At 65.3% G+C, this 18,590-nt stretch carries 19 protein-coding genes; 6 read left to right on the top strand and 13 right to left on the bottom strand.

What is annotated here, in order from left to right:
• Nucleotides 1–221 precede the first annotated feature (221 nt).
• Nucleotides 222–1,421, bottom strand: coding sequence for an amino acid aminotransferase (locus Q3A80_RS31265; RefSeq protein ID WP_446332637.1), 1,200 nt, complete (start codon nucleotides 1,419–1,421; stop codon nucleotides 222–224).
• Nucleotides 1,422–1,681: 260 nt separating this feature from the next.
• Between Q3A80_RS31265 and uvrB the strand changes: the two genes are divergently transcribed.
• The 5 genes from uvrB (at nucleotide 1,682) to Q3A80_RS31240 (ending at nucleotide 7,226) form a co-directional block, all read left to right on the top strand.
• Nucleotides 1,682–3,772 (top strand): excinuclease ABC subunit UvrB, encoded by a 2,091-nt coding sequence (gene uvrB / locus Q3A80_RS31260; protein WP_446332636.1) that lies wholly within the window; start codon nucleotides 1,682–1,684, stop codon nucleotides 3,770–3,772.
• A 219-nt stretch (nucleotides 3,773–3,991) separates the two neighbouring features.
• On the top strand, nucleotides 3,992–4,543 hold the full coding sequence (locus tag Q3A80_RS31255; protein WP_446332635.1) for an iron transporter: 552 nt from the start codon (nucleotides 3,992–3,994) through the stop codon (nucleotides 4,541–4,543).
• Nucleotides 4,544–4,598: 55 nt separating this feature from the next.
• On the top strand, nucleotides 4,599–4,931 hold the full coding sequence (locus tag Q3A80_RS31250; protein ID WP_006760846.1) for a cupredoxin domain-containing protein: 333 nt from the start codon (nucleotides 4,599–4,601) through the stop codon (nucleotides 4,929–4,931).
• Between the two features lie 58 nt (nucleotides 4,932–4,989).
• Nucleotides 4,990–5,832, top strand: coding sequence for an FTR1 family iron permease (locus tag Q3A80_RS31245; protein WP_446332634.1), 843 nt, complete (start codon nucleotides 4,990–4,992; stop codon nucleotides 5,830–5,832).
• The gene (locus Q3A80_RS31240) at nucleotides 5,829–7,226 is read left to right on the top strand and encodes a 4Fe-4S binding protein (RefSeq protein ID WP_446332633.1); all 1,398 of its coding nucleotides are present in this window, start codon (nucleotides 5,829–5,831) and stop codon (nucleotides 7,224–7,226) included. Before Q3A80_RS31245 ends, Q3A80_RS31240 begins: the two co-directional genes overlap by 4 nt.
• 320 nt (nucleotides 7,227–7,546) lie before the next feature.
• Here the strand turns inward: Q3A80_RS31240 and hemP are convergent, their stop codons facing one another.
• The 3 genes from hemP to Q3A80_RS31225 all read right to left on the bottom strand — a co-directional run bounded on the left by hemP (nucleotide 7,547) and on the right by Q3A80_RS31225 (nucleotide 9,391).
• Nucleotides 7,547–7,792, bottom strand: a complete 246-nt coding sequence (gene hemP, locus Q3A80_RS31235) for a hemin uptake protein HemP (RefSeq protein WP_446332632.1) — start codon at nucleotides 7,790–7,792, stop codon at nucleotides 7,547–7,549.
• 144 nt (nucleotides 7,793–7,936) lie between these two features.
• Nucleotides 7,937–8,419, bottom strand: coding sequence for an SRPBCC family protein (locus Q3A80_RS31230; RefSeq protein WP_446332631.1), 483 nt, complete (start codon nucleotides 8,417–8,419; stop codon nucleotides 7,937–7,939).
• A 99-nt stretch (nucleotides 8,420–8,518) separates the two neighbouring features.
• Nucleotides 8,519–9,391, bottom strand: coding sequence for a pirin family protein (locus tag Q3A80_RS31225; RefSeq protein ID WP_446332630.1), 873 nt, complete (start codon nucleotides 9,389–9,391; stop codon nucleotides 8,519–8,521).
• Between the two features lie 122 nt (nucleotides 9,392–9,513).
• On the opposite strand from Q3A80_RS31225, the gene Q3A80_RS31220 reads away from it, so the two are divergent.
• Entirely contained in the window at nucleotides 9,514–10,491 is a 978-nt protein-coding gene (locus tag Q3A80_RS31220; RefSeq protein WP_446332629.1) for a LysR family transcriptional regulator, read from the top strand.
• A 409-nt stretch (nucleotides 10,492–10,900) separates the two neighbouring features.
• Here Q3A80_RS31220 and Q3A80_RS31215 read toward each other — a convergent pair whose 3' ends face one another.
• From Q3A80_RS31215 to Q3A80_RS31175, 9 genes are all read right to left on the bottom strand, one after another.
• A complete protein-coding gene (locus Q3A80_RS31215) occupies nucleotides 10,901–11,329 on the bottom strand; it encodes an ExbD/TolR family protein (protein ID WP_006754473.1) in 429 nt (142 codons plus the stop codon).
• Between the two features lie 13 nt (nucleotides 11,330–11,342).
• The gene (locus Q3A80_RS31210; RefSeq protein ID WP_446332628.1) at nucleotides 11,343–12,074 is read right to left on the bottom strand and encodes a MotA/TolQ/ExbB proton channel family protein; all 732 of its coding nucleotides are present in this window, start codon (nucleotides 12,072–12,074) and stop codon (nucleotides 11,343–11,345) included.
• A gap of 34 nt (nucleotides 12,075–12,108) precedes the next feature.
• Nucleotides 12,109–12,840: an energy transducer TonB gene (locus Q3A80_RS31205; RefSeq protein ID WP_446332627.1), complete on the bottom strand. Its 732-nt coding sequence runs from the start codon at nucleotides 12,838–12,840 to the stop codon at nucleotides 12,109–12,111.
• A gap of 217 nt (nucleotides 12,841–13,057) precedes the next feature.
• Nucleotides 13,058–13,294, bottom strand: coding sequence for a (2Fe-2S)-binding protein (locus Q3A80_RS31200; protein ID WP_011885486.1), 237 nt, complete (start codon nucleotides 13,292–13,294; stop codon nucleotides 13,058–13,060).
• 160 nt (nucleotides 13,295–13,454) lie between these two features.
• The gene (murI, locus tag Q3A80_RS31195) at nucleotides 13,455–14,312 is read right to left on the bottom strand and encodes a glutamate racemase (protein ID WP_446332626.1); all 858 of its coding nucleotides are present in this window, start codon (nucleotides 14,310–14,312) and stop codon (nucleotides 13,455–13,457) included.
• Nucleotides 14,313–14,355: 43 nt separating this feature from the next.
• Entirely contained in the window at nucleotides 14,356–14,832 is a 477-nt protein-coding gene (bfr, locus tag Q3A80_RS31190) for a bacterioferritin (protein ID WP_006482753.1), read from the bottom strand.
• A gap of 193 nt (nucleotides 14,833–15,025) precedes the next feature.
• Entirely contained in the window at nucleotides 15,026–16,549 is a 1,524-nt protein-coding gene (locus Q3A80_RS31185; protein ID WP_006482750.1) for a fumarate hydratase, read from the bottom strand.
• A 44-nt stretch (nucleotides 16,550–16,593) separates the two neighbouring features.
• Nucleotides 16,594–17,175, bottom strand: a complete 582-nt coding sequence (locus tag Q3A80_RS31180; RefSeq protein ID WP_446332625.1) for a TIGR00645 family protein — start codon at nucleotides 17,173–17,175, stop codon at nucleotides 16,594–16,596.
• Between the two features lie 113 nt (nucleotides 17,176–17,288).
• Nucleotides 17,289–18,200, bottom strand: coding sequence for a DMT family transporter (locus Q3A80_RS31175; RefSeq protein WP_446332624.1), 912 nt, complete (start codon nucleotides 18,198–18,200; stop codon nucleotides 17,289–17,291).
• Between the last annotated feature and the right edge of the window lie 390 nt (nucleotides 18,201–18,590).

Below are 18,590 nucleotides of genomic sequence, written 5' to 3'. Positions count from 1 at the left end.
AGCGCTGACCGGGCAGTCGTTCGTCGTCAGCCACGGCTGGTTCATGCAGTGACGGCTGCCGGCGCGGGCGGCCGGGCCGCTCGCTGCTCGCCGCTCGCGCGGACATTCGCCGGCGAGCCCGCCCGGCACGTCGGCATAAAAAAACGCGCTCCACGGAGCGCGTTTTTCGTTTCGGCGGAGAAGGGCGGCCCGGATGGCGGCCGCCTCCGGCCGACGCCGACTTACTTCAGGACCGCTGCGACTGCGTTGGCAACCGCGTCGAGGTTGCGCGTGTTCAGCGCAGCAACGCAGATCCGGCCGGTGCCGACTGCATAGATGCCGAACTCTTCGCGCAGACGATCGACTTGCGCCGACGTCAGGCCCGAATACGAGAACATCCCGCGCTGCGCGTTGATGAAGCTGAAGTCGCGATCGACGCCGCTTGCCTTCAGGCGCTCGACGAGGCCATTGCGCATCGCACGGATGCGGTCGCGCATTTCGCCGAGTTCCTGCACCCATGCAGCGTGCAGTTCCGGCGACGCGAGCACGGCCGCGACGACGGCGCCGCCGTGGGTCGGCGGGTTCGAATAGTTCGTGCGGATCACGCGCTTCAGCTGCGACAGCACGCGCGTCGCTTCTTCCTTGCTCGACGTGATGATCGACAGTGCACCGACGCGCTCGCCGTACAGCGAGAACGACTTCGAGAACGACGACGACACGAACGCATTCAGATCGGCCGCGGCGAACAGGCGCACGGCGGCGGCATCGGCCTCGATGTTCTCGCCGAAGCCCTGGTAAGCCATGTCGAGGAACGGCACGAGGTTGCGCGCCTTGACGACGTCGACGACCTGCTGCCATTGCGCTTCGGTCAGGTCCACGCCGGTCGGGTTGTGGCAGCACGCGTGCAGCACGACGATCGTGCCGGCCGCATAGCCGTTCAGCGCCGACAGCATGCCTTCGAAATTCACGCCGTTGGTGGCCGCGTCGTAGTACGGGTACGCGACGACTTCGAAGCCGGCCGCTTCGAACAGCGCGCGGTGGTTTTCCCAGCTCGGGTCGCTGATCGCAACCTTCGCGTTCGGGTTCACGGTGCGCAGGAAATCCGCGCCGATCTTCAGCGCGCCCGTGCCGCCCAGCGCCTGCGCGGTGACCACGCGGCCAGCGGCGATCAGCGGCGAATCGTTGCCGAGCAGCAGCTTCTGCACCGCGGCGTCGTACGCCGCGATCCCGTCGATCGGCAGGTAGCCGCGCGGCAGGCCCGCGTCGACACGCGCCTTCTCCGCTTCGCGAACGGCGCGCAGCAGCGGAATCTTGCCTTCTTCGTTCGTGTACACGCCGACGCCGAGGTTGACCTTGGTCGGACGCGTGTCGGCGTTGAAGGCTTCGTTCAGGCCCAGGATCGGGTCGCGAGGGGCAAGCTGGACAGCGGAGAAGAGCGACATGATGATTCGGCAGTAGTGAAAAGAGGGTCAGGCTTTCAGCCGGTGGGGCGGGCGCAGCGAGCCGCGCGCCAACGGGCACGGCGCCGGAAAGCGCAGCAGCCTGATATTGTAGCGAATTCACGGTGCCGGAGGCGGCGATTGCGCGGCGAATTGCGATTTCCGACGCCTGCCGCGCGTCACGGCACGTCAGGATCCGTCAGCGGTCCGCAACGCCGCGAAGCGCTAGAATAGTTTTTTTGCCCTCGCTCCGGCCGCACTCCATGTCCGAACATCACGCCGAAGTCGGCGACGCGCTCGACGAATCGAAATTCGTGACCTTCGAAGGGTCGCCGTTCCAGTTGTACCAGCCGTATCCGCCCGCCGGCGACCAGCCGACCGCGATCGAAACGCTCGTCGAAGGCGTCGGCGACGGCCTCGCGTTCCAGACGCTGCTCGGCGTGACCGGTTCGGGCAAGACTTTCACGATGGCCAACACGATCGCGCGGCTCGGCCGCCCGGCGATCGTGTTCGCGCCGAACAAGACGCTGGCAGCGCAGCTCTACGCGGAATTCCGCGAGTTCTTCCCGCGCAACGCGGTCGAGTACTTCGTGTCGTACTACGACTATTACCAGCCTGAAGCGTACGTGCCGCAGCGCGATCTGTTCATCGAGAAGGACTCGTCGATCAACGAGCACATCGAGCAGATGCGGCTGTCGGCGACCAAGAGCCTGATGGAGCGCCGCGACGTGGTGATCGTCGCGACGGTGTCGGCGATCTACGGTATCGGCAACCCGTCCGAATACCACCAGATGATCCTGACGCTGCGCACCGGCGACAAGCTCGGGCAGCGCGACGTGATCGCGCGGCTGATCGCGATGCAGTACTCGCGCAACGAGCAGGATTTCCAGCGCGGCACGTTCCGCGTGCGCGGCGACACGATCGACATCTTCCCGGCCGAGCACGCGGAGATGGCGGTGCGCGTGGAGCTGTTCGACGACGAAGTCGAGACGCTGCAGCTGTTCGATCCGCTGACCGGGCGCGTACGGCAGAAGATTCCGCGCTTCACCGTGTATCCGTCGTCGCACTACGTGACGCCGCGCGACACCGTGATGCGTGCGGTCGAGACGATCAAGGACGAATTGCGCGAGCGCCTCGAGTTCTTTCATCGCGAAGGCAAGCTCGTCGAGGCGCAGCGCCTCGAGCAGCGCACGCGCTTCGATCTCGAGATGCTCCAGGAGCTCGGCTTCTGCAAGGGCATCGAAAACTATTCGCGGCACTTCTCGGGCGCCGCGCCCGGCGAGCCGCCGCCGACGCTGGTCGACTACCTGCCGCCCGATGCGCTGATGCTGCTCGACGAATCGCACGTGCTGATCGGCCAGCTGAACGGCATGTACAACGGCGATCGCGCGCGCAAGGAGAACCTCGTCAATTACGGCTTCCGGCTGCCGTCCGCGCTCGACAACCGGCCGCTCAAGTTCCACGAGTTCGAGCGCAAGATGCGTCAGGTGGTGTTCGTGTCGGCGACGCCGGCCGACTACGAACAGCGCGTGACCGGGCAGATCGCCGAGCAGGTCGTGCGGCCGACGGGGCTCGTCGATCCGGAAATCGAAGTGCGTCCGGCCAGCTCGCAGGTCGACGACGTGCTGACCGAGATCAACGCACGCGTGAATGCCGGCGAACGCGTGCTGATCACGGTGCTGACCAAGCGGATGGCCGAGCAGCTCACCGAGTTCCTGGCCGACCACGGCGTGAAGGTGCGCTACCTGCACAGCGACATCGACACGGTGGAGCGCGTCGAGATCATCCGCGACCTGCGCCTCGGCACGTTCGACGTGCTGGTCGGGATCAACCTGCTGCGCGAGGGCCTCGATATTCCCGAAGTGTCGCTGGTCGCGATCCTGGATGCCGACAAGGAAGGCTTCCTGCGTGCCGAGCGCTCGCTGATCCAGACGATCGGCCGCGCCGCACGAAACGTGAACGGCAAGGCGATCCTCTATGCCGACAACATGACCGAGTCGATGAAGCGCGCGATCGGCGAAACCGAGCGGCGCCGCGCGAAGCAGATCGCGTACAACGAGAAGATGGGCATCACGCCGCGCGGTGTCGTGAAGCGCATCAAGGACATCATCGACGGTGTGTACAACGCCGACGACGCGCGCGCGGAACTGAAGGAAGCGCAACAGCGCGCGAAGTTCGAGGACATGTCGGAAAAGCAGCTCGCGAAAGAAATCAAGCGCCTCGAAAAACAGATGGCCGACTACGCGAAGAACCTCGAGTTCGAAAAGGCCGCGGCCACCCGCGACCAGCTTGCGCTGCTGCGCGAGCGCGTGTTCGGCGCGAACGTGGGCGACCACGTCAACGGCGGCCGGTAAATCTTTCCAAACGTCACTGAAACCTTGCGGTAACACCGTTGTAAGCCTTGTCGGACAAGGGGTTTACGCGGTATCTCGTTTGTTCGGAAGCCGGTTCAGTGCTAAACTCCGCAAGTATTGAGAATAGTTCGCATTAACGTTCTTCATTGCGTTAGTGTTTTCGGCGAACCGTCCGGGAGGGCGGGGCGCAACGTGTCAGACAAATAACAAGGAGTGTCCATGTTGGGTTCTTCGTTCATCCGCACGTCGGTTGCGGTAGCGGCGGCGCTTGCCGCGATGTCGGCCTCGGCTGCCGAATATCCGATCGGCAAGCAGCAGATCCAGGGCGGCATGGAAATCGGCGCGGTGTACCTGCAGCCGATCACGATGGATCCGGAAGGGATGATGCGCAAGGCATCGGAGTCGGACATCCACCTCGAGGCGGACATCCACGCGGTCAAGAACAACCCGACGGGTTTCGCGGAAGGCGACTGGATGCCGTACCTGCAGGTCACGTACAAGCTGACGAAGCAGGGCGACACGAAGTGGAAGGCTGAAGGCGACCTGATGGGCATGGTCGCGAGCGACGGCCCGCACTACGGCGACAACGTGAAGCTGGCCGGCCCCGGCAAGTACCACCTGACGATGACTGTCAAGCCGCCGATGCAGTCGGGCCACATGGCGTTCGGCCGTCACGTCGACAAGGAAACGGGCGTGGGTCCGTGGTTCAAGCCCATCACCCTCGAATACGACTTCCCGTTCGCCGGCATCGGCAAGAAGGGCGGGTACTGATCGGTGGCATCACGGACGGCGCGCTTCGGCGCGCCGTCGACGTAGAGATCCCAGAATGAAATTTCCCCAGAAAATCGTCGCCGCAGCCGCCGCGCTGTGGCTCGCCGGCGCGGCGCATGCCGCCGATCTGCCGACGTTCAAGCTCGAGATGACGGACGGCAAGCTGAATCCCGCCCGCATCGAAGTGCCGGCCGGTCAGCGCTTCAAGATCGAGATCCGGAATACCGGCAAGGGCGCCGCCGAATTCGAGAGCGTGCAGTTGCGCAAGGAGAAGGTGCTCGCACCGGGCGCCGATTCATTCGTGGTTGTCGCCCCGCTGTCGCCGGGCGAGTACAAGTTTTTCGACGATTTCCACCAGCAGGCACAGGGCGTGATCGTCGCGAAGTAACGCGTTTTATCTGCGTGCGGGCGCACGAGTGCGTTGCGCCGCGCGTCAGGAGGATTCAATGGGTCAGATCTTGTTCATCGTCTGGCGGGAGAGCGTCGAAGCGCTGCTCGTCGTCGGCATCCTCTATGCATGGCTGAAGAACGGCGACGACGATGCGCGCCGCGGCCTGCCCTTTTTGTGGACGGGCGTGGCAGTCGGCCTGCTGATGGCAGTCGGGCTCGGCGCCGCGCTCGTCGGCTTCACCGAAGTGCTGTCGGGCGACGCGCAGGACTACTTCCAGACCGCGATGGTGTTGATCGCCTGCGTGCTGATCGTGCAGATGGTGCTGTGGATGCGCCGGCACGGGCGCACGCTGAAGCGCGACATGGAGCAGTCGCTGCAGCAGAGCACGCGCGATTCGAACTGGTGGGGCGTCGCGGTGCTGGTCGCGCTCGCGATCGCGCGCGAAGGCAGCGAGACGGTGATCTTCCTGTACGGCCTCGGTTTCGGGCAGTCCGGTCATGTGGACGGCAGCCAGATGCTCGCGGTCGTGATCGGTCTGGGTCTCGCGTTCCTGACGTTCTATCTGCTGCAGCTCGGCGGCAAGTACTTCTCGTGGCGGCATTTCTTCCGCGTGACCGAAGTGATGCTGCTGTTCCTCGGCGCGGGCCTGTTCCAGACCGGCGTCGACAAGCTGATCGACAAGGAAATCCTGCCGCTCGGCATCTCGCAACTGTGGGATACGTCGGCGATCCTCGACGATTCCGGCACGTTCGGCTCCCTCGTCGCGACGCTGACCGGCTATCGCGCGCACCCGGCACTGACCAACCTGGTCGCGTACGCGGTGTACTGGGCCGTAGTGTGGCTGCTGATGAAGCGCGCGAGCCGCCGTCAGGCCGTTCCTGCGGGTCGCGCGGCATGAGCGTTGTCGCCGCAACCAAGCCGGGCTGGCTCGCGCAGGCGGGCCAGTGGATGCAGCGCCACGGCGCGGCGATCCGCGGTATCCAGTGGGTCGTCGTCGGCGTCTACGCGTTCCTGATCATCGTGCCGGCAGTGTTGCCGCTGCCGGACGATTCCGCGCATTTGTGGAACAACCTGACGCTGATTGCGCAGTTCGTGTTCTGGGGCATCTGGTGGCCGTTCGTGCTGCTGTCGATGGTGATGCTCGGCCGTGTCTGGTGCGGCGTGCTGTGCCCCGAGGGTGCGTTGACCGAATATGCGAGCAAGTTCGGCCGCGGCGGCGCGATTCCGCGCTGGATGCGGTGGGGCGGCTGGCCGTTCGTCGCATTCGGCCTCACGACGATCTACGGGCAGATGGTCAGCGTGTACCAGTACCCGCTCGCAGTGCTGTTCGTGCTCGGCGGCTCGACCGTCGGCGCAATCGTGATAGGCGTGCTGTACGGCCGCGAGAAGCGCGTGTGGTGCAAGTATCTGTGCCCGGTCAACGGGGTGTTCGGGCTGCTCGCGCGGCTCGCGCCGATGCGCTACAAGGTCGACGAGGATGCGTGGCGCCGCTCGTACAAGAACGGCGAACACGGGCATCGTGTGATCCCGATCAATTGCGCGCCGCTCGTGCCGTTGCGCAACATGAAGGGCGCCGCGTCGTGCCACATGTGCGGCCGCTGCAGCGGGCATCGCGACGCGATCGCGCTGTCGTGGCGCTCGCCGTCCGACGAAGTCGTGAACCTGGGCGCGCAGCAGGCGAATCCGTGGGACACCGCGCTGATCCTGTACGGGCTGCTCGGCGTCGCGATCGGCGCGTTCCACTGGACCGTCAGCCCGTGGTTCGTGCAGATCAAGCAATGGCTCGCGGGCTGGCTGATCGATCATGACATCACGTGGCCGCTCGAGACGAACGCGCCGTGGTTCCTGCTCACGCACTATCCGGATCGCAACGACGTGTTCTCGTGGCTCGACGGCGGACTCATCGTCGGCTACATCGTGGGCACGGGGCTCGTGTACGGCACCGCGCTGCTCGTGCTGCTGGCCGGCGCGACGCTGATGCTCGGTCGCTTCGACCGCACGCGTCTCCATCATCTTGCGCAGGCGCTGATTCCGATTGCCGGCGCGGGCGTGTTCCTCGGGCTGTCGGCGACGACGTTGTCGCTGCTGCGCGCCGAGCACGTGCCGCTCGGCTGGGCGACCGACGTGCGCATCGCGATTCTCGTATGCGCGAACGCGTGGAGCGCGTGGCTTGCCTGGAAGGTGACGGGACGCTATGCGGCGTGGCCGCGCCGGTTGGCGGCCTTCGTGTGGTTTGCAGCTGGCCTCGCCGTCATCGACAGCGCGTGGTGGCTGATGTTCTGGGGCTTCTGATGCGCGATTGAAGGCCTTGCGGCTGCGTTCCGGCGTAACGGGCGAAGGTAATTCGCTGCCGGCCGCCGGAATGCACTGAAGCAACGGCGCCGACCCCGAGCGATGCTTTTGTGTTGCATCCGGGCGCCCAAACAAAAAGCGACACGTCCTTCGACGTGTCGCTTTTTTCTTCGTTGTGCGAGAACCAAAAAAGTGGCTTGGCTTGCTGCAACGGCTGCTTGAGTGTGTTTGCACGAAGGGGTCTAGATCTCGCGTGCAAGCCGTTACGCTGGCTACTGCCCAACACCTCTCAGGGAGGTGGTCCCCACAATACTCTGTCGTTACTTCGTCAGGATCAGTTTGCCGAGCCGCGTGGCGCGCAACTGATACGTCTCGCCGTTGTGCGCGATGCTGATGTGGCTATGGCCTTGCAGCAGCGCATCGCTGCTGAGGGTCCGTGTGCCGGCATCGCCGTTCGCGGCGGGCTTCGCCGGCGTCGTGACCGCTGCCGTCTTCTGACGGTTGGCGCTCGCGGCGCCGGTCGTGCGGCGCAAGGTCAGCGTGGTCGGGCGCATGGTGTCGGTCATTCGGTTGATCGGTGACTGTCGATACGATGGAATGAATTCTAAATGATAACTATTCCCATTTACAAAAACTCTTTATCGATCGAGGCGGCACATTCGATAGTCTGAATCAAAGGGGGAGGGGCGGCCCGCAGGCCGCCGCCGACGTCAGTGAAGCGGATCGGGATCCTTGCGCCCCTGCGCGTATTCGCGGATCAGACGCACCGTGTCGATGTCCGACGTGCGATACGCTTCCTTGACGATGCCGTGCGTCTGACGCGCTTCCTCGCTGTCGTCGGTGACGGTCAGCGTCGTGCGGTATTCGAAGCGCAGGAACAGCTCGTGGTCGTCGCGTTCCTCGATCGTCATCGTCAACGAGCCGCCGATTTCGCCGCCGGCCGCATGGACGTCGTAGCGCACCTGCTGGTTCGGCGTGAAGGTTACGCGGTCGCGCACGGTTGCATGGCCGTAGTGCAGTTCGCGTTCGAGCGTCGTTTCCGTCCGTTCGCGGACGACGCAGCTGTCGAGGCCGATCACGAACAGCTGCGGCTGTTCGGCACGCAGCACGAGGCCTTCCCAGAGCTGGTCGCGGGTCAGGGACGGCACCGCCGGATCGTCGGAGTTGATCTGGATCAGATGTTCGAAGTTCAAGGGGACGGGTTCCTTCTGGTGGCGGGCAGCCACGTGGTTCAAGAAGTTATTGTGACGCAAAACGGGCAGTTTCGCGGCACCTGCGCCCCCGCTCTGCCATCACGCTTCGATGCGGCCCATGCGGCCCGTCTGGTAATCGACGACGGCCTGCCGGATCTCTTCCTCGGTATTCATCACGAACGGGCCATAGCGAACGATCGGCTCGTTCAACGGCACGCCGCCGATCAGCAGCAGGTCGAGCGGCGTATCGCCGGACTCGAACGTCACCGTGTCGCCATCGTCGCCGTAGACCACCATGTGCCGCGCGTCGACAGGCTGCCTGTCGGGCCCGTAGCGGCCCGTTCCGGCGAGCGGGTACGCGAACACGCGATAGCCCGCCGTCACCGGCTGCGCGACGGTTGCGCCCGGCTGCAGCGTGAAATGCTGGTAGAGGATCGGCGTGCGCGTCTCGATCGCCGCGCGAACGCCGAACGCTTCACCGGCGATCACGCGGACGTGCGCGCGGCCGTCGGGCGACGTGGCGCTCGGAATACGATCGGCCGCAACCTCCTGGTAGCGCGGTGCGATCAGTTTGTCGCGGCGGGGCAGGTTGACCCACAGCTGGAAGCCGTGCGAGCGTCCGCCGGACTGCGCGAACTCGGGATCCGGCATCTCGTTGTGCACGACGCCCGAGCCGGCCGTCATCCATTGGACGTCGCCGGGGCCGAGCGTGCCGGCATGGCCGGCGGAGTCGCGATGGCGAAAGCGTCCGTCGAGCACATAGGTGACGGTCTCGAAACCGCGATGCGGATGGTCCGGCGCACCCTTGGCTTCGCCGGGCGCATAGTCGACGGGGCCCATTTCGTCGAGCAGCAGGAACGGATCGAAATCCATCAGCAGCCGGGTCGGAAACGGTCGGTGTACCACGAAGCCGCCGCCTTCGGTGGTGCGAAGCGCGGGGTACGTGCGGTCAAGCGAGCGAGCAGTGGTCATGCAGAAGCCCTCGATATCGTCGGAATAGCGTTATTTTTGAAACATAGCGCTATTATATTGGGCGTTTTACCGGCCGATTTGCGGCGGTTCGCAATGGATTGTTCTGAAATTGGAACGATGACATGAACATCGATGCACACAACCTGAACGACCTCATGTACTTTTCGCAGGTCGTCGAGCACGGCGGCTTTTCGGCTGCGGAACGCGTGCTCGGTATCTCGAAATCGCGCCTGTCGCGGCGCCTGACCGAACTCGAGGCCGCGCTCGGCGTGCGCTTGCTGCAGCGTTCGACACGCAAGCTCGCGCTGACCGAGGCCGGCGAGCTGTTCTACCAGCATTGCCAGGCGATGCTCGCCGAAGCGCAGGCCGCGATGAACGCGGTGCAGCAGCTGCGCGCGTCGCCGCGCGGCTCGGTGCGCGTCAGCGTGCCCGTGACGCTGTCGCAGACGATGCTGTCGCGGATCCTCCCCGAATTCCTGCACCGCTATCCCGAGGTGAAGGTGCACATCCGTGTGACGAATCGCGTGATCGACCTGTTCGAGGATTCGATCGACGTCGCGTTGCGTGTGCGGTCGGAGCCGCCGCAGAACGCGAACATCGTCGTGCGGCCGCTGTGGCGAACCGAACAGATGCTGGTCGGCGCCCCGAGCCTGCTGAACCAGAATGCGCCGCCGCTCGTGCCGGACGATCTGGCGCACTTCGAGACGCTCGACACGCCGAGCGTCGACGGACGGCACGTGTTCACGCTGATCGCGCCGGACGGCACGCGTCACCTGCACGAGCACGATCCGCGGCTTGTGACGGCCGACCTGATGACGATCCGCGAGGCCGTGCTCGACGGTCTCGGTATCGCGGCGCTGCCCGAAATGATGTATGGCAATGCGCTGCGCGCGGGGCAGTTGTCGCCGGTGATGCCGGGCTGGACGCTGCCGGTTCCGCAACTCTACGCGGTGTTCGTGTCGCGGCAGGGGATGCCGCCTGCGGTGCGCGCGTTCGTCGACTATCTGGTCGAGAAACTCGACCACGGCGATTACAAGCAGCCGGGTTGCCCCGAGCGCGCGAAGAAGGAAGCGGCGGCCGCCGATGCTTCGGCCACCTGAATGCAGATTGCACGTCGTGGCAAATTTGTTTTGTCATTGAAGCGCCGTCGGCAATCGCAAGTTTCAATCGCGCGGGCCTTGAATGCGTACGCGCGCAGGCCTATATTGAAATCCCATTTCGCGAAGGAAGTTCTGAGCGGAATCAGGTGGCCGCATATGTTGCGAGCCAGATAGGGCAGAACGCGCAGTCCGTGCAGACCACGGTAGCCGCATTTGCGTTGCTCGAGGCGCAACCGATACCGCCGAAGAGCCCGCCGCCCGAAGGCGCCCGCGTGCGCATGAAAAAAGGCCTTCATCTGGCGATGAAGGCCTTTTACTTTGTGCGGCCGTCCAGGCGGCGCCGCCTGCCGCTGCCGGCGATGCGCGCCCGATTACGCGCGCACCGGCTGCCGCCCCGAAGCCACCGGTGTTACTTCGCCTTCGCGGTCGGCTCCGTCACGAAGCCGAGCTTCGTCAGGCCGCCGGCCTGCGCGTCGGACATCACTTCGGCCACCCGTTCATAGGCAACCTTGCGATCGGCGCGCAGGTGCAACTCAGGTTGCGGCTGGTGCTGTGCCGCTTCCGCGATGTGCGCCTGCAACTGCTCGCGCGTGACCGTCTGGTCGTTCCACAGGATCGTGCCGTTGCCCTGGATTGCGACGTCGACAGTCTGCGGCTTCTCGTCGACAGGCTGGCTGCTTGCGTGCGGCAGGTCGATCTTCACCGCGTGCTGCATCGCCGGGATCGTCACGAGGAAAATGATCAGGAGTACGAGCATCACGTCGACGAGCGGCGTCATGTTGATCTCGCTCATCACGCCATCGTCGTCGTCATCGCTGAAGCCGGTGTTCATTGCCATGGTTCACCTCGTCTCAGCTGGCGCGCGAAGCAAGCCGCAGGCCGTCGCGCGGCGACGACGATGCGAGGCGCGCGCCCGTCACGAAGTACGCGTGCAGGCCGTGCGCGAAGCGGCGCAGCTTGCTGACGACCCCCTTGTTCGCGCGGGTGAGCGCGTTGTAGCCGAGCACCGCGGGAATCGCGACGAACAGGCCGAACGCCGTCATGATCAGCGACTCGCCGACCGGGCCCGCGACCTGGTCGATCGACGTCTGGCCGGTCGCGCCGATCGCGAGCAGTGCGTGGTAGATGCCCCAGACCGTGCCGAACAGACCGACGAACGGTGCGGTGCTGCCGATCGACGCGAGAATCGCGAGGCCCGCCTGCATGCGCGAGATGCCTTCGTCCATCGTGTCCTTCAGGCAGCGCGTGACCCAGTCCGACACGTCCATGCGATCGTGCAGGTGCGGTTGCGTCTGATGGTGGTGATCGGCGGCTTCCTTGCCCGACAGTGCGAGCGCGAGGAACGGGTTGTCGCTCGGCGTCGATGCGGCGAGGCCCAGCTTCTTGATGCCGTCGTCGAAGTCGTCGGAATGCCAGAACGCCTGTTCGGCATTCTTCGTGAGACGGTTCAGGCGGATCACGTTCCAGCCCTTGACGATGATCACGATCCACGACAGGACCGACATCACGAGCAGCGTGATCGCGATCGCACGCGTGACGAAATCACCTTGCGCCCAGACGTGCGCGATACCGTAGCTTTGCATTTTTGTTTCCTTTGAATCTTCCGGATGAGGCAGGTTAGTCGGTGAGCCCGAAGTTGTAGGGCTGTGTGCGGGCGGCGCGAATCGCCTGGCCGTTCTCGATATACGGACGGCAGGTGGTCGAGCGCATCGCGTCGAGCGCGGCATCGTCGAGGCGCGGATAGCCGCTGCTCTTCTGCAGCTCGACGCTCTCGATCTTGCCGGTCACGCCGACGACGAAGTGAACATAAGCGGTGCCCGATTCGCCGCGGCGGCGCGACATCGACGGGTAGTCGGGCTTCACGAAGTTGCACTGGAGCGTCGGCACGTTCTTCGGTGCGCTGACCTGCATCGTTTCGCGAGCCGGGCCCGGTGCGGCCGCCGGCGCGGCAGCGGCGGGCGCGGCCGGCGCGGGTGTCGGGTCGGCTGCCGGTGCGGGCGTCGGCGACGGGGCAGGCGATTGGGCGACCGGTTGCGGCGTCGGTTTCGCCGCCTTCTGAACCGGCTTCGGCTCGACCTTCGGCTTCACGCGCGGCGTGGGCTTCGGCGGCGCCGGTTGCGGGATCGATTCGGCGGCGACCTGCTGGGCGATCGGCGCCGGCGTGATCAGCTGCGCGGTGATCGACTGGACTTCGACCGATTTCGGCGGCGGCGCGTTGCGATGGAGCCACGCGGCCGCCAGCATGATCGCGTGTGCGGCAAGCACACCGACCGCGACGGTGATGACCCGGGGATTCATACGTGGAGCAGCCGGCAGGACGCCGGCAGGAGCGGATTGCGAAGCCTGCATGTTAGCTTGAAAGTACGACGTCGCACCCGGGGCGCGGCGGGTGAATCGGTGTTACTTGCGGAAGATCAGCAGCGAGATGCACACGGTGGTTACGAATCCGATCAGCAATTCCATGACGGGCTCCTTGACAGGTAAGCCGTTGGCTCGCGCGGACGGTGGCTTGCTGACGGTCGGACGAAAAACGCGGCTCGAGCCGCATGCGCACGCTCGGCGCCGCTCAGGCGGCCTTGCGGTCGTAGAACGTTACCGGGATCGGGTGAGCGTGGTGCTCGACACCGCACCGGCTCGCGCAGACGCCTTGCTCGGCCATCAGGTCGCGCACGGACTCCTCGCACTTGCCGCAGCACGTGGCCACGCCGAGTTCGAACTGGAGTTCATCGAAAGAGCTCACGCCCTCGGCGAGGGACGCGCGGATCTTGCGATCGGAAACAGACTTGCACACGCAGACGATCATGATGAGTTGCGATAGCTAACGTTAATGCGAATTATTATCATTAAATTTGCGGGCGTTGACAAGCCTGGGTCCGGCTTTTTTTAAGGTCATCAGACCCTTGAAAGGAAGAGCGCGGCGCGGCTGCGCCAAAGCAGGGGGGCGGCGACGTGGCCGGCCTGCGTCAGGCCGTTGCGCAGGCGCGCGCGTTCGGCGACGAAATGGTGACGGATTCGACCGATGCGTCGAGGCCGAGCAGCGCCGATGCGAGCGCGCGCAGCTGCCGGCCGTCGCTCGTCGAGCAGAAGCGCGGCGGTGCGGCCCGTGTGCCGGCCGGCGCGCGCAGGCCGCGTTCGTCGAGCACGCGCGCGAGCTGGCGCGCGATCGCATCGCTGGTGTCGACGATCGTCAGCCGGTCGCCAACAAGGTCACGAATCGTTTCAGTGAAGAACGGGTAGTGCGTGCAGCCGAGCACCAGCGTGTCGGCGCCGTCGTCGAGCATCGGCTGCAGGTAGCGGGCGAGCAACGCGCGCAACGTGGGCGAATTCGTGTCGCCGCGTTCGATCGCCTCGACGAGCCCGTGGCCGGGCTGGCAGATGAAGCGGCGCCCGGCGCCGTAGCGGTCGAGCAGCGCCTGGAAGCGCGGGCTGTTCAGCGTCGATTGCGTGGCGAGCACGCCCGCGACGCCGCTGGCGGACAGCGCGGCAGCCGGTTTGATGCCCGGCTCGACACCGACGAGCGGTATCGACAGGCGTTCGCGAACGGTCGCGATCGCCCGCGCCGTCGCGGTGTTGCACGCGATCACGAGCGCTTTCGCGCCTTCGCGGGCAAGCCATTCGCCGATCGCCAGCGTGCGCTCCGTGATGAACGCCTCGTCGCGCGGACCGTACGGCGCGTGGTGCGAATCGGCGACATAGACGAACGACTCGCCGGGCAGGTGCGCACGCACGGCGCGCAGCACCGACAGGCCGCCGAGCCCCGAATCGAAGATCCCGACGGGGGCGGCGGGGCGGGCCCCGGAGGCGGCTGGCTGGTTCGTCATCGTGATGCGGACGGCGAGGTGGCGATCATGGTGCGCGTGGCGATTACTCGGGCGAACCCATCATCGTCTGCTGGTAGTTCTGCAGGCCGACCTTGCCGATCAGGTCGATCTGCGTTTCCAGCCAGTCGATGTGCTCTTCGGTGTCGTCGAGGATCTTTTCGAAGATCTCGCGCGATACGTAGTCACGCACCGATTCGCAGTAGGCGATCGCTTCCTTGCAGGTGGACTGCGAGATCTGCTCGAGCTTCAGGTCGCATTTCAGGATCTCTTCGGTTTCCTCGCCGACCAGCAGCTTGTGCAGGTCCTGCAGGTTCGGCAGGCCGTCGAGCATGAACACGCGCTCGATCAGCCAGTCGGCATGCTTCATTTCGCCGATCGATTCGTCGTATTCGTGCTTGCCGAGCTTGTCGAGGCCCCAGTGCTTGTACATGCGCGCATGCAGGAAGTACTGGTTGATCGCCGTGAGTTCGTTTTTCAGTTGGGCGTTCAGGTATTCGATGACTTTCTTGTCGCCTTGCATGGCTGTTCCTTGTTCAGTGGGGCTTCAGAAACCGAACGATAATCGCTCGAACGAGAAAAGCCAAGCCTCGAAGCCTTGCCGGGCCTGCCTTTTGCGGGTAATGAGAATCAGCCGCGGATTTCGTGCCGGGCACGATAACGAGAACGAGAAGTAAAAAGGCCGGACTTCCGTCCGGCCTTTCTCGCGCGTGCGCTCAAGCAGTCGCGACCGGGATCTTGCCGATCTTGGCCTGCCACTCCTTCGGACCCGTCTGGTGGACCGACGTGCCCGACGAATCGACGGCCACCGTCACCGGCATGTCCTGCACGTCGAACTCGTAGATCGCTTCCATGCCGAGGTCTTCGAATGCCAGCACTTTCGCGCCGCGGATCGCCTTCGACACGAGGTAGGCCGCACCGCCGACCGCCATCAGGTACGCGGCCTTGTGCTTCTTGATCGCGTCGATCGCGACCGGGCCGCGTTCCGCCTTGCCGACCATCGAGATCAGACCCGTCTGAGCGAGCATCGTCTCGGTGAACTTGTCCATCCGCGTGGCCGTCGTCGGGCCTGCCGGGCCGACCACTTCGTCACGCACCGGGTCGACCGGACCGACGTAGTAGATCACGCGGTTCGTGAAGTCGACCGGCAGCTTCTCGCCCTTCGCGAGCATGTCGGCGATGCGCTTGTGCGCGGCGTCGCGGCCCGTGAGCATCTTGCCCGACAGCAGCAGCGTCTGGCCCGGCGTCCAGCTCGCGACTTCTTCCGGCGTCAGCGTGTTCAGGTCGACGCGCTTGCTGGTTTCCGTGTTCGGTTCCCACTGGACCTTCGGCCATGCGTCGAGCGACGGTGCTTCGAGCTTGGCCGGGCCGGAGCCGTCGAGCACGAAGTGCGCGTGGCGCGTCGCCGCGCAGTTCGGGATCAGCGCGACCGGCTTCGACGCAGCGTGCGTCGGCGCAGCCATGATCTTCACGTCGAGCACGGTCGCGAGGCCGCCGAGGCCCTGCGCGCCGATGCCGAGCGCGTTGACCTTCTCGTGCAGCTCCACGCGCAGTTCCTCGATCCAGTCCTTCGGGCCGCGCGCGATGATTTCCTGGATGTCGATCGGCTCCATCAGCGATTCCTTCGCCATCAGCATCGCCTTTTCGGCCGTGCCGCCGATGCCGATCCCGAGCATGCCCGGCGGGCACCAGCCCGCGCCCATGGTCGGGACGGTCTTCAGCACCCAGTCGACGATCGAGTCCGACGGGTTCAGCATCACGAACTTCGACTTGTTCTCCGAGCCGCCGCCCTTCGCCGCGACCTGCACGTCGACCTTGTCGCCCGGCACGATCTCGTAGTGGATCACGGCCGGCGTGTTGTCCTTCGTGTTCTTGCGGGCGCCTTCCGGCGGATTGACGATCGACGCGCGCAGCACGTTGTCCGGGTGCGTGTAACCGCGCCGCACGCCTTCGTTGATCATGTCGGTGAGGCCCATCGTCGCGCCGTCCCAGCGCACGTCCATGCCGACCTTCACGAAGATCGTCACGATACCGGTGTCCTGGCAGATCGGGCGGCGGCCTTCCGCGCACATGCGGCTGTTCGTGAGGATCTGCGCGATCGCGTCCTTCGCGGCCGGGCTTTCTTCCAGCTCGTACGCGCGGCCGAGGGCCTGGATGTAGTCGAGCGGGTGGTAGTAGCTGATGTACTGCAGCGAATCCGCGATGCTCTGGATCAGGTCTTCCTGTTTGATGACGGTCATGGCTGAGACTCTGTGGGGACAGTGGGGAATACGTTGCCGGCGGTTCAGGCCGCCGGTCGGGACGCCGCGCTCGCGTGCGCCTCGTGGAAATGGGCCGGATGCGTGTGGGTCGTCAGGCGGTCGACCCACGCCATCACGAGCGCCGACACGAGGAACGACACGTGGATGATCACCTGCCACATGATCGCGTGCGTCGTGTGCTGGTCGGGGTTGATGAACGTTTTCAGCAGATGGATCGACGAAATGCTGATCAGCGCCATCGACAGCTTGACCTTCAGTACGCCCGCGTTCACGTGGTCGAGCCACTCGGGCTCGTCGGGATGGCCCTCGATGCCGAGGCGCGACACGAACGTCTCGTAGCCGCCGACGATCACCATGATCAGCAGGTTCGAGATCATCACCACGTCGATCAGGCCGAGCACCGCGAGCATCACGCTGATCTCGTCGAGCCCGGTCGCGTGCGACAGCAGGTGCCAGACTTCCTTCAGGAACAGGAACACGTAGACGGCTTGCGCGACGATCAGGCCCAGATAGAGCGGAACCTGGAGCCAGCGGCTCGTGAAGATCAGCGCGGGCAGCGGGCGAAGCGGGCGACGGGTGGAGCCGGGCGAATGCGGGGCGGACATGATGGTGGTACGGGCGCTGTGCGCAGGTATCGGGGGTAATCTTGAAAAGGCGCGCTATTGTAACGCGTCGGCCGGCGCGGCTGCAGCGACGCGCCGGGTTTGCCGGGGACGGATCAGGACGCGGCCGCGGGCACGCGTTTCACGCGCAGGCTCGCGAGCACGATGCCGGTGACGACGCACGCGAGCGCGATGCCGTGCGCGAGCGTCGGCCGTTCGCCGAGGCACGCGATGCCGTAAGCGGCGGCCGCGACCGGCAGCACCGCGCTGAACACGCCGGCAAGGCTGCCCGGCACATGCCGGATGCCCTTCATCCACAACCAGAACGAGAAGATGCTGGCCGAGAGTCCGTACCAGACGACGAGCGCCCACGTGCCGGCCGGCACGCTCGCGTAGTCGAAGTGCCACAGCGCCGTCGCGCCGAGCGGCAGCATCAGGCCCAGGCCGAACAGGTGCGTGTACGCGCAGATGTCGATCGGCGCGAGCGTCTGCGTGAGCCGGCGCGACAGGATCACGTAGATCGATTCGCAGCACACGGCGCCGAGAATCAGCAGGTTGCCGGTCAGCGAACCGGACGCGGCGCTGCCGGCGCCGTGCGCGCCGCCTGCGGTGCCGTTCGCGAGATTGATCGTCACGACACCGGCGATCGCCAGCGCGATCGACACGAGCGCACGGCCGTTCGGTTTTTCACGCAGGATCAGCCACGCGAACAGCGCGACGATCGCGGGAATCGTGCTCGTGATCACACCGGCCGCGACCGCGCTCGTGCGCTGCACGCCGTTGAGCATCAGCAGCGTAAACATGAAGGTGCCGAAGAACGCCTGCAGAAACAGGTTCAGCCATTCCGCGCGCCGGACCGCGCGCATTTTCACCGGGCTGAACAACGGCCACAGCACCGCGATCGCGATCACGAAGTGCAGCGTCGCGAGGATGGCGACCGGGACGAACACGACGATGGATTTACCGATACCGACGTTGCTGCCGACGAACAGCATCGACAGAATGAGAAAGAGCGCGTAGCGATTCAAGCTGGAGTCCGGGGGGCGAGTTCAGTTAGGATTGTAGAGTCGCATTTGTAACAGCGTAAAGCGGCCGGCGCCACGCGGCGCGGCGGACGAACCGGCGAGTCCGCGTAAGTGACGGGTAAGTTCGAGCGCTTATCGTGGAAACCGCCGGGCCGAGCGTCCACCGACGCGTGACGTGGTGCGGCGCAGCATCGCGTGCAGCCTTCGGGCCGCGCGCGGGTGAGTGGGAGACAGCGGCGCACATGCGCCGGCCAAGACGCGCGGCGCGCACGATCGCGCCGCCATGCAGAGGATTCATGTTCACCAAGGGGTAGTCGATGTCTGCGATTGAATCGGTTCTTCACGAAACCCGTCAGTTTGCGCCGCCCGCGGCGCTCGAGAAGGCGGCGACCA

This window comes from Burkholderia sp. SR8, from assembly GCF_052851275.1.
The sequence above is the reverse complement of the archived record's forward strand: the minus strand, read 5'-3'. Positions and strand labels throughout refer to the sequence as shown.

Coding starts and splice junctions, on each gene's coding strand:
- Q3A80_RS31265 (WP_446332637.1), bottom strand. CDS start 1,421: ATGTCGCTCTTCTCCGCTGTCCAGCTTGCCCCTCGCGACCCGATCCTG.
- uvrB (WP_446332636.1), top strand. CDS start 1,682: ATGTCCGAACATCACGCCGAAGTCGGCGACGCGCTCGACGAATCGAAA.
- Q3A80_RS31255 (WP_446332635.1), top strand. CDS start 3,992: ATGTTGGGTTCTTCGTTCATCCGCACGTCGGTTGCGGTAGCGGCGGCG.
- Q3A80_RS31250 (WP_006760846.1), top strand. CDS start 4,599: ATGAAATTTCCCCAGAAAATCGTCGCCGCAGCCGCCGCGCTGTGGCTC.
- Q3A80_RS31245 (WP_446332634.1), top strand. CDS start 4,990: ATGGGTCAGATCTTGTTCATCGTCTGGCGGGAGAGCGTCGAAGCGCTG.
- Q3A80_RS31240 (WP_446332633.1), top strand. CDS start 5,829: ATGAGCGTTGTCGCCGCAACCAAGCCGGGCTGGCTCGCGCAGGCGGGC.
- hemP (WP_446332632.1), bottom strand. CDS start 7,792: ATGACCGACACCATGCGCCCGACCACGCTGACCTTGCGCCGCACGACC.
- Q3A80_RS31225 (WP_446332630.1), bottom strand. CDS start 9,391: ATGACCACTGCTCGCTCGCTTGACCGCACGTACCCCGCGCTTCGCACC.
- Q3A80_RS31220 (WP_446332629.1), top strand. CDS start 9,514: ATGAACATCGATGCACACAACCTGAACGACCTCATGTACTTTTCGCAG.
- Q3A80_RS31215 (WP_006754473.1), bottom strand. CDS start 11,329: ATGGCAATGAACACCGGCTTCAGCGATGACGACGACGATGGCGTGATG.
- Q3A80_RS31210 (WP_446332628.1), bottom strand. CDS start 12,074: ATGCAAAGCTACGGTATCGCGCACGTCTGGGCGCAAGGTGATTTCGTC.
- Q3A80_RS31205 (WP_446332627.1), bottom strand. CDS start 12,840: ATGCAGGCTTCGCAATCCGCTCCTGCCGGCGTCCTGCCGGCTGCTCCA.
- Q3A80_RS31200 (WP_011885486.1), bottom strand. CDS start 13,294: ATGATCGTCTGCGTGTGCAAGTCTGTTTCCGATCGCAAGATCCGCGCG.
- murI (WP_446332626.1), bottom strand. CDS start 14,312: ATGACGAACCAGCCAGCCGCCTCCGGGGCCCGCCCCGCCGCCCCCGTC.
- bfr (WP_006482753.1), bottom strand. CDS start 14,832: ATGCAAGGCGACAAGAAAGTCATCGAATACCTGAACGCCCAACTGAAA.
- Q3A80_RS31185 (WP_006482750.1), bottom strand. CDS start 16,549: ATGACCGTCATCAAACAGGAAGACCTGATCCAGAGCATCGCGGATTCG.
- Q3A80_RS31180 (WP_446332625.1), bottom strand. CDS start 17,175: ATGTCCGCCCCGCATTCGCCCGGCTCCACCCGTCGCCCGCTTCGCCCG.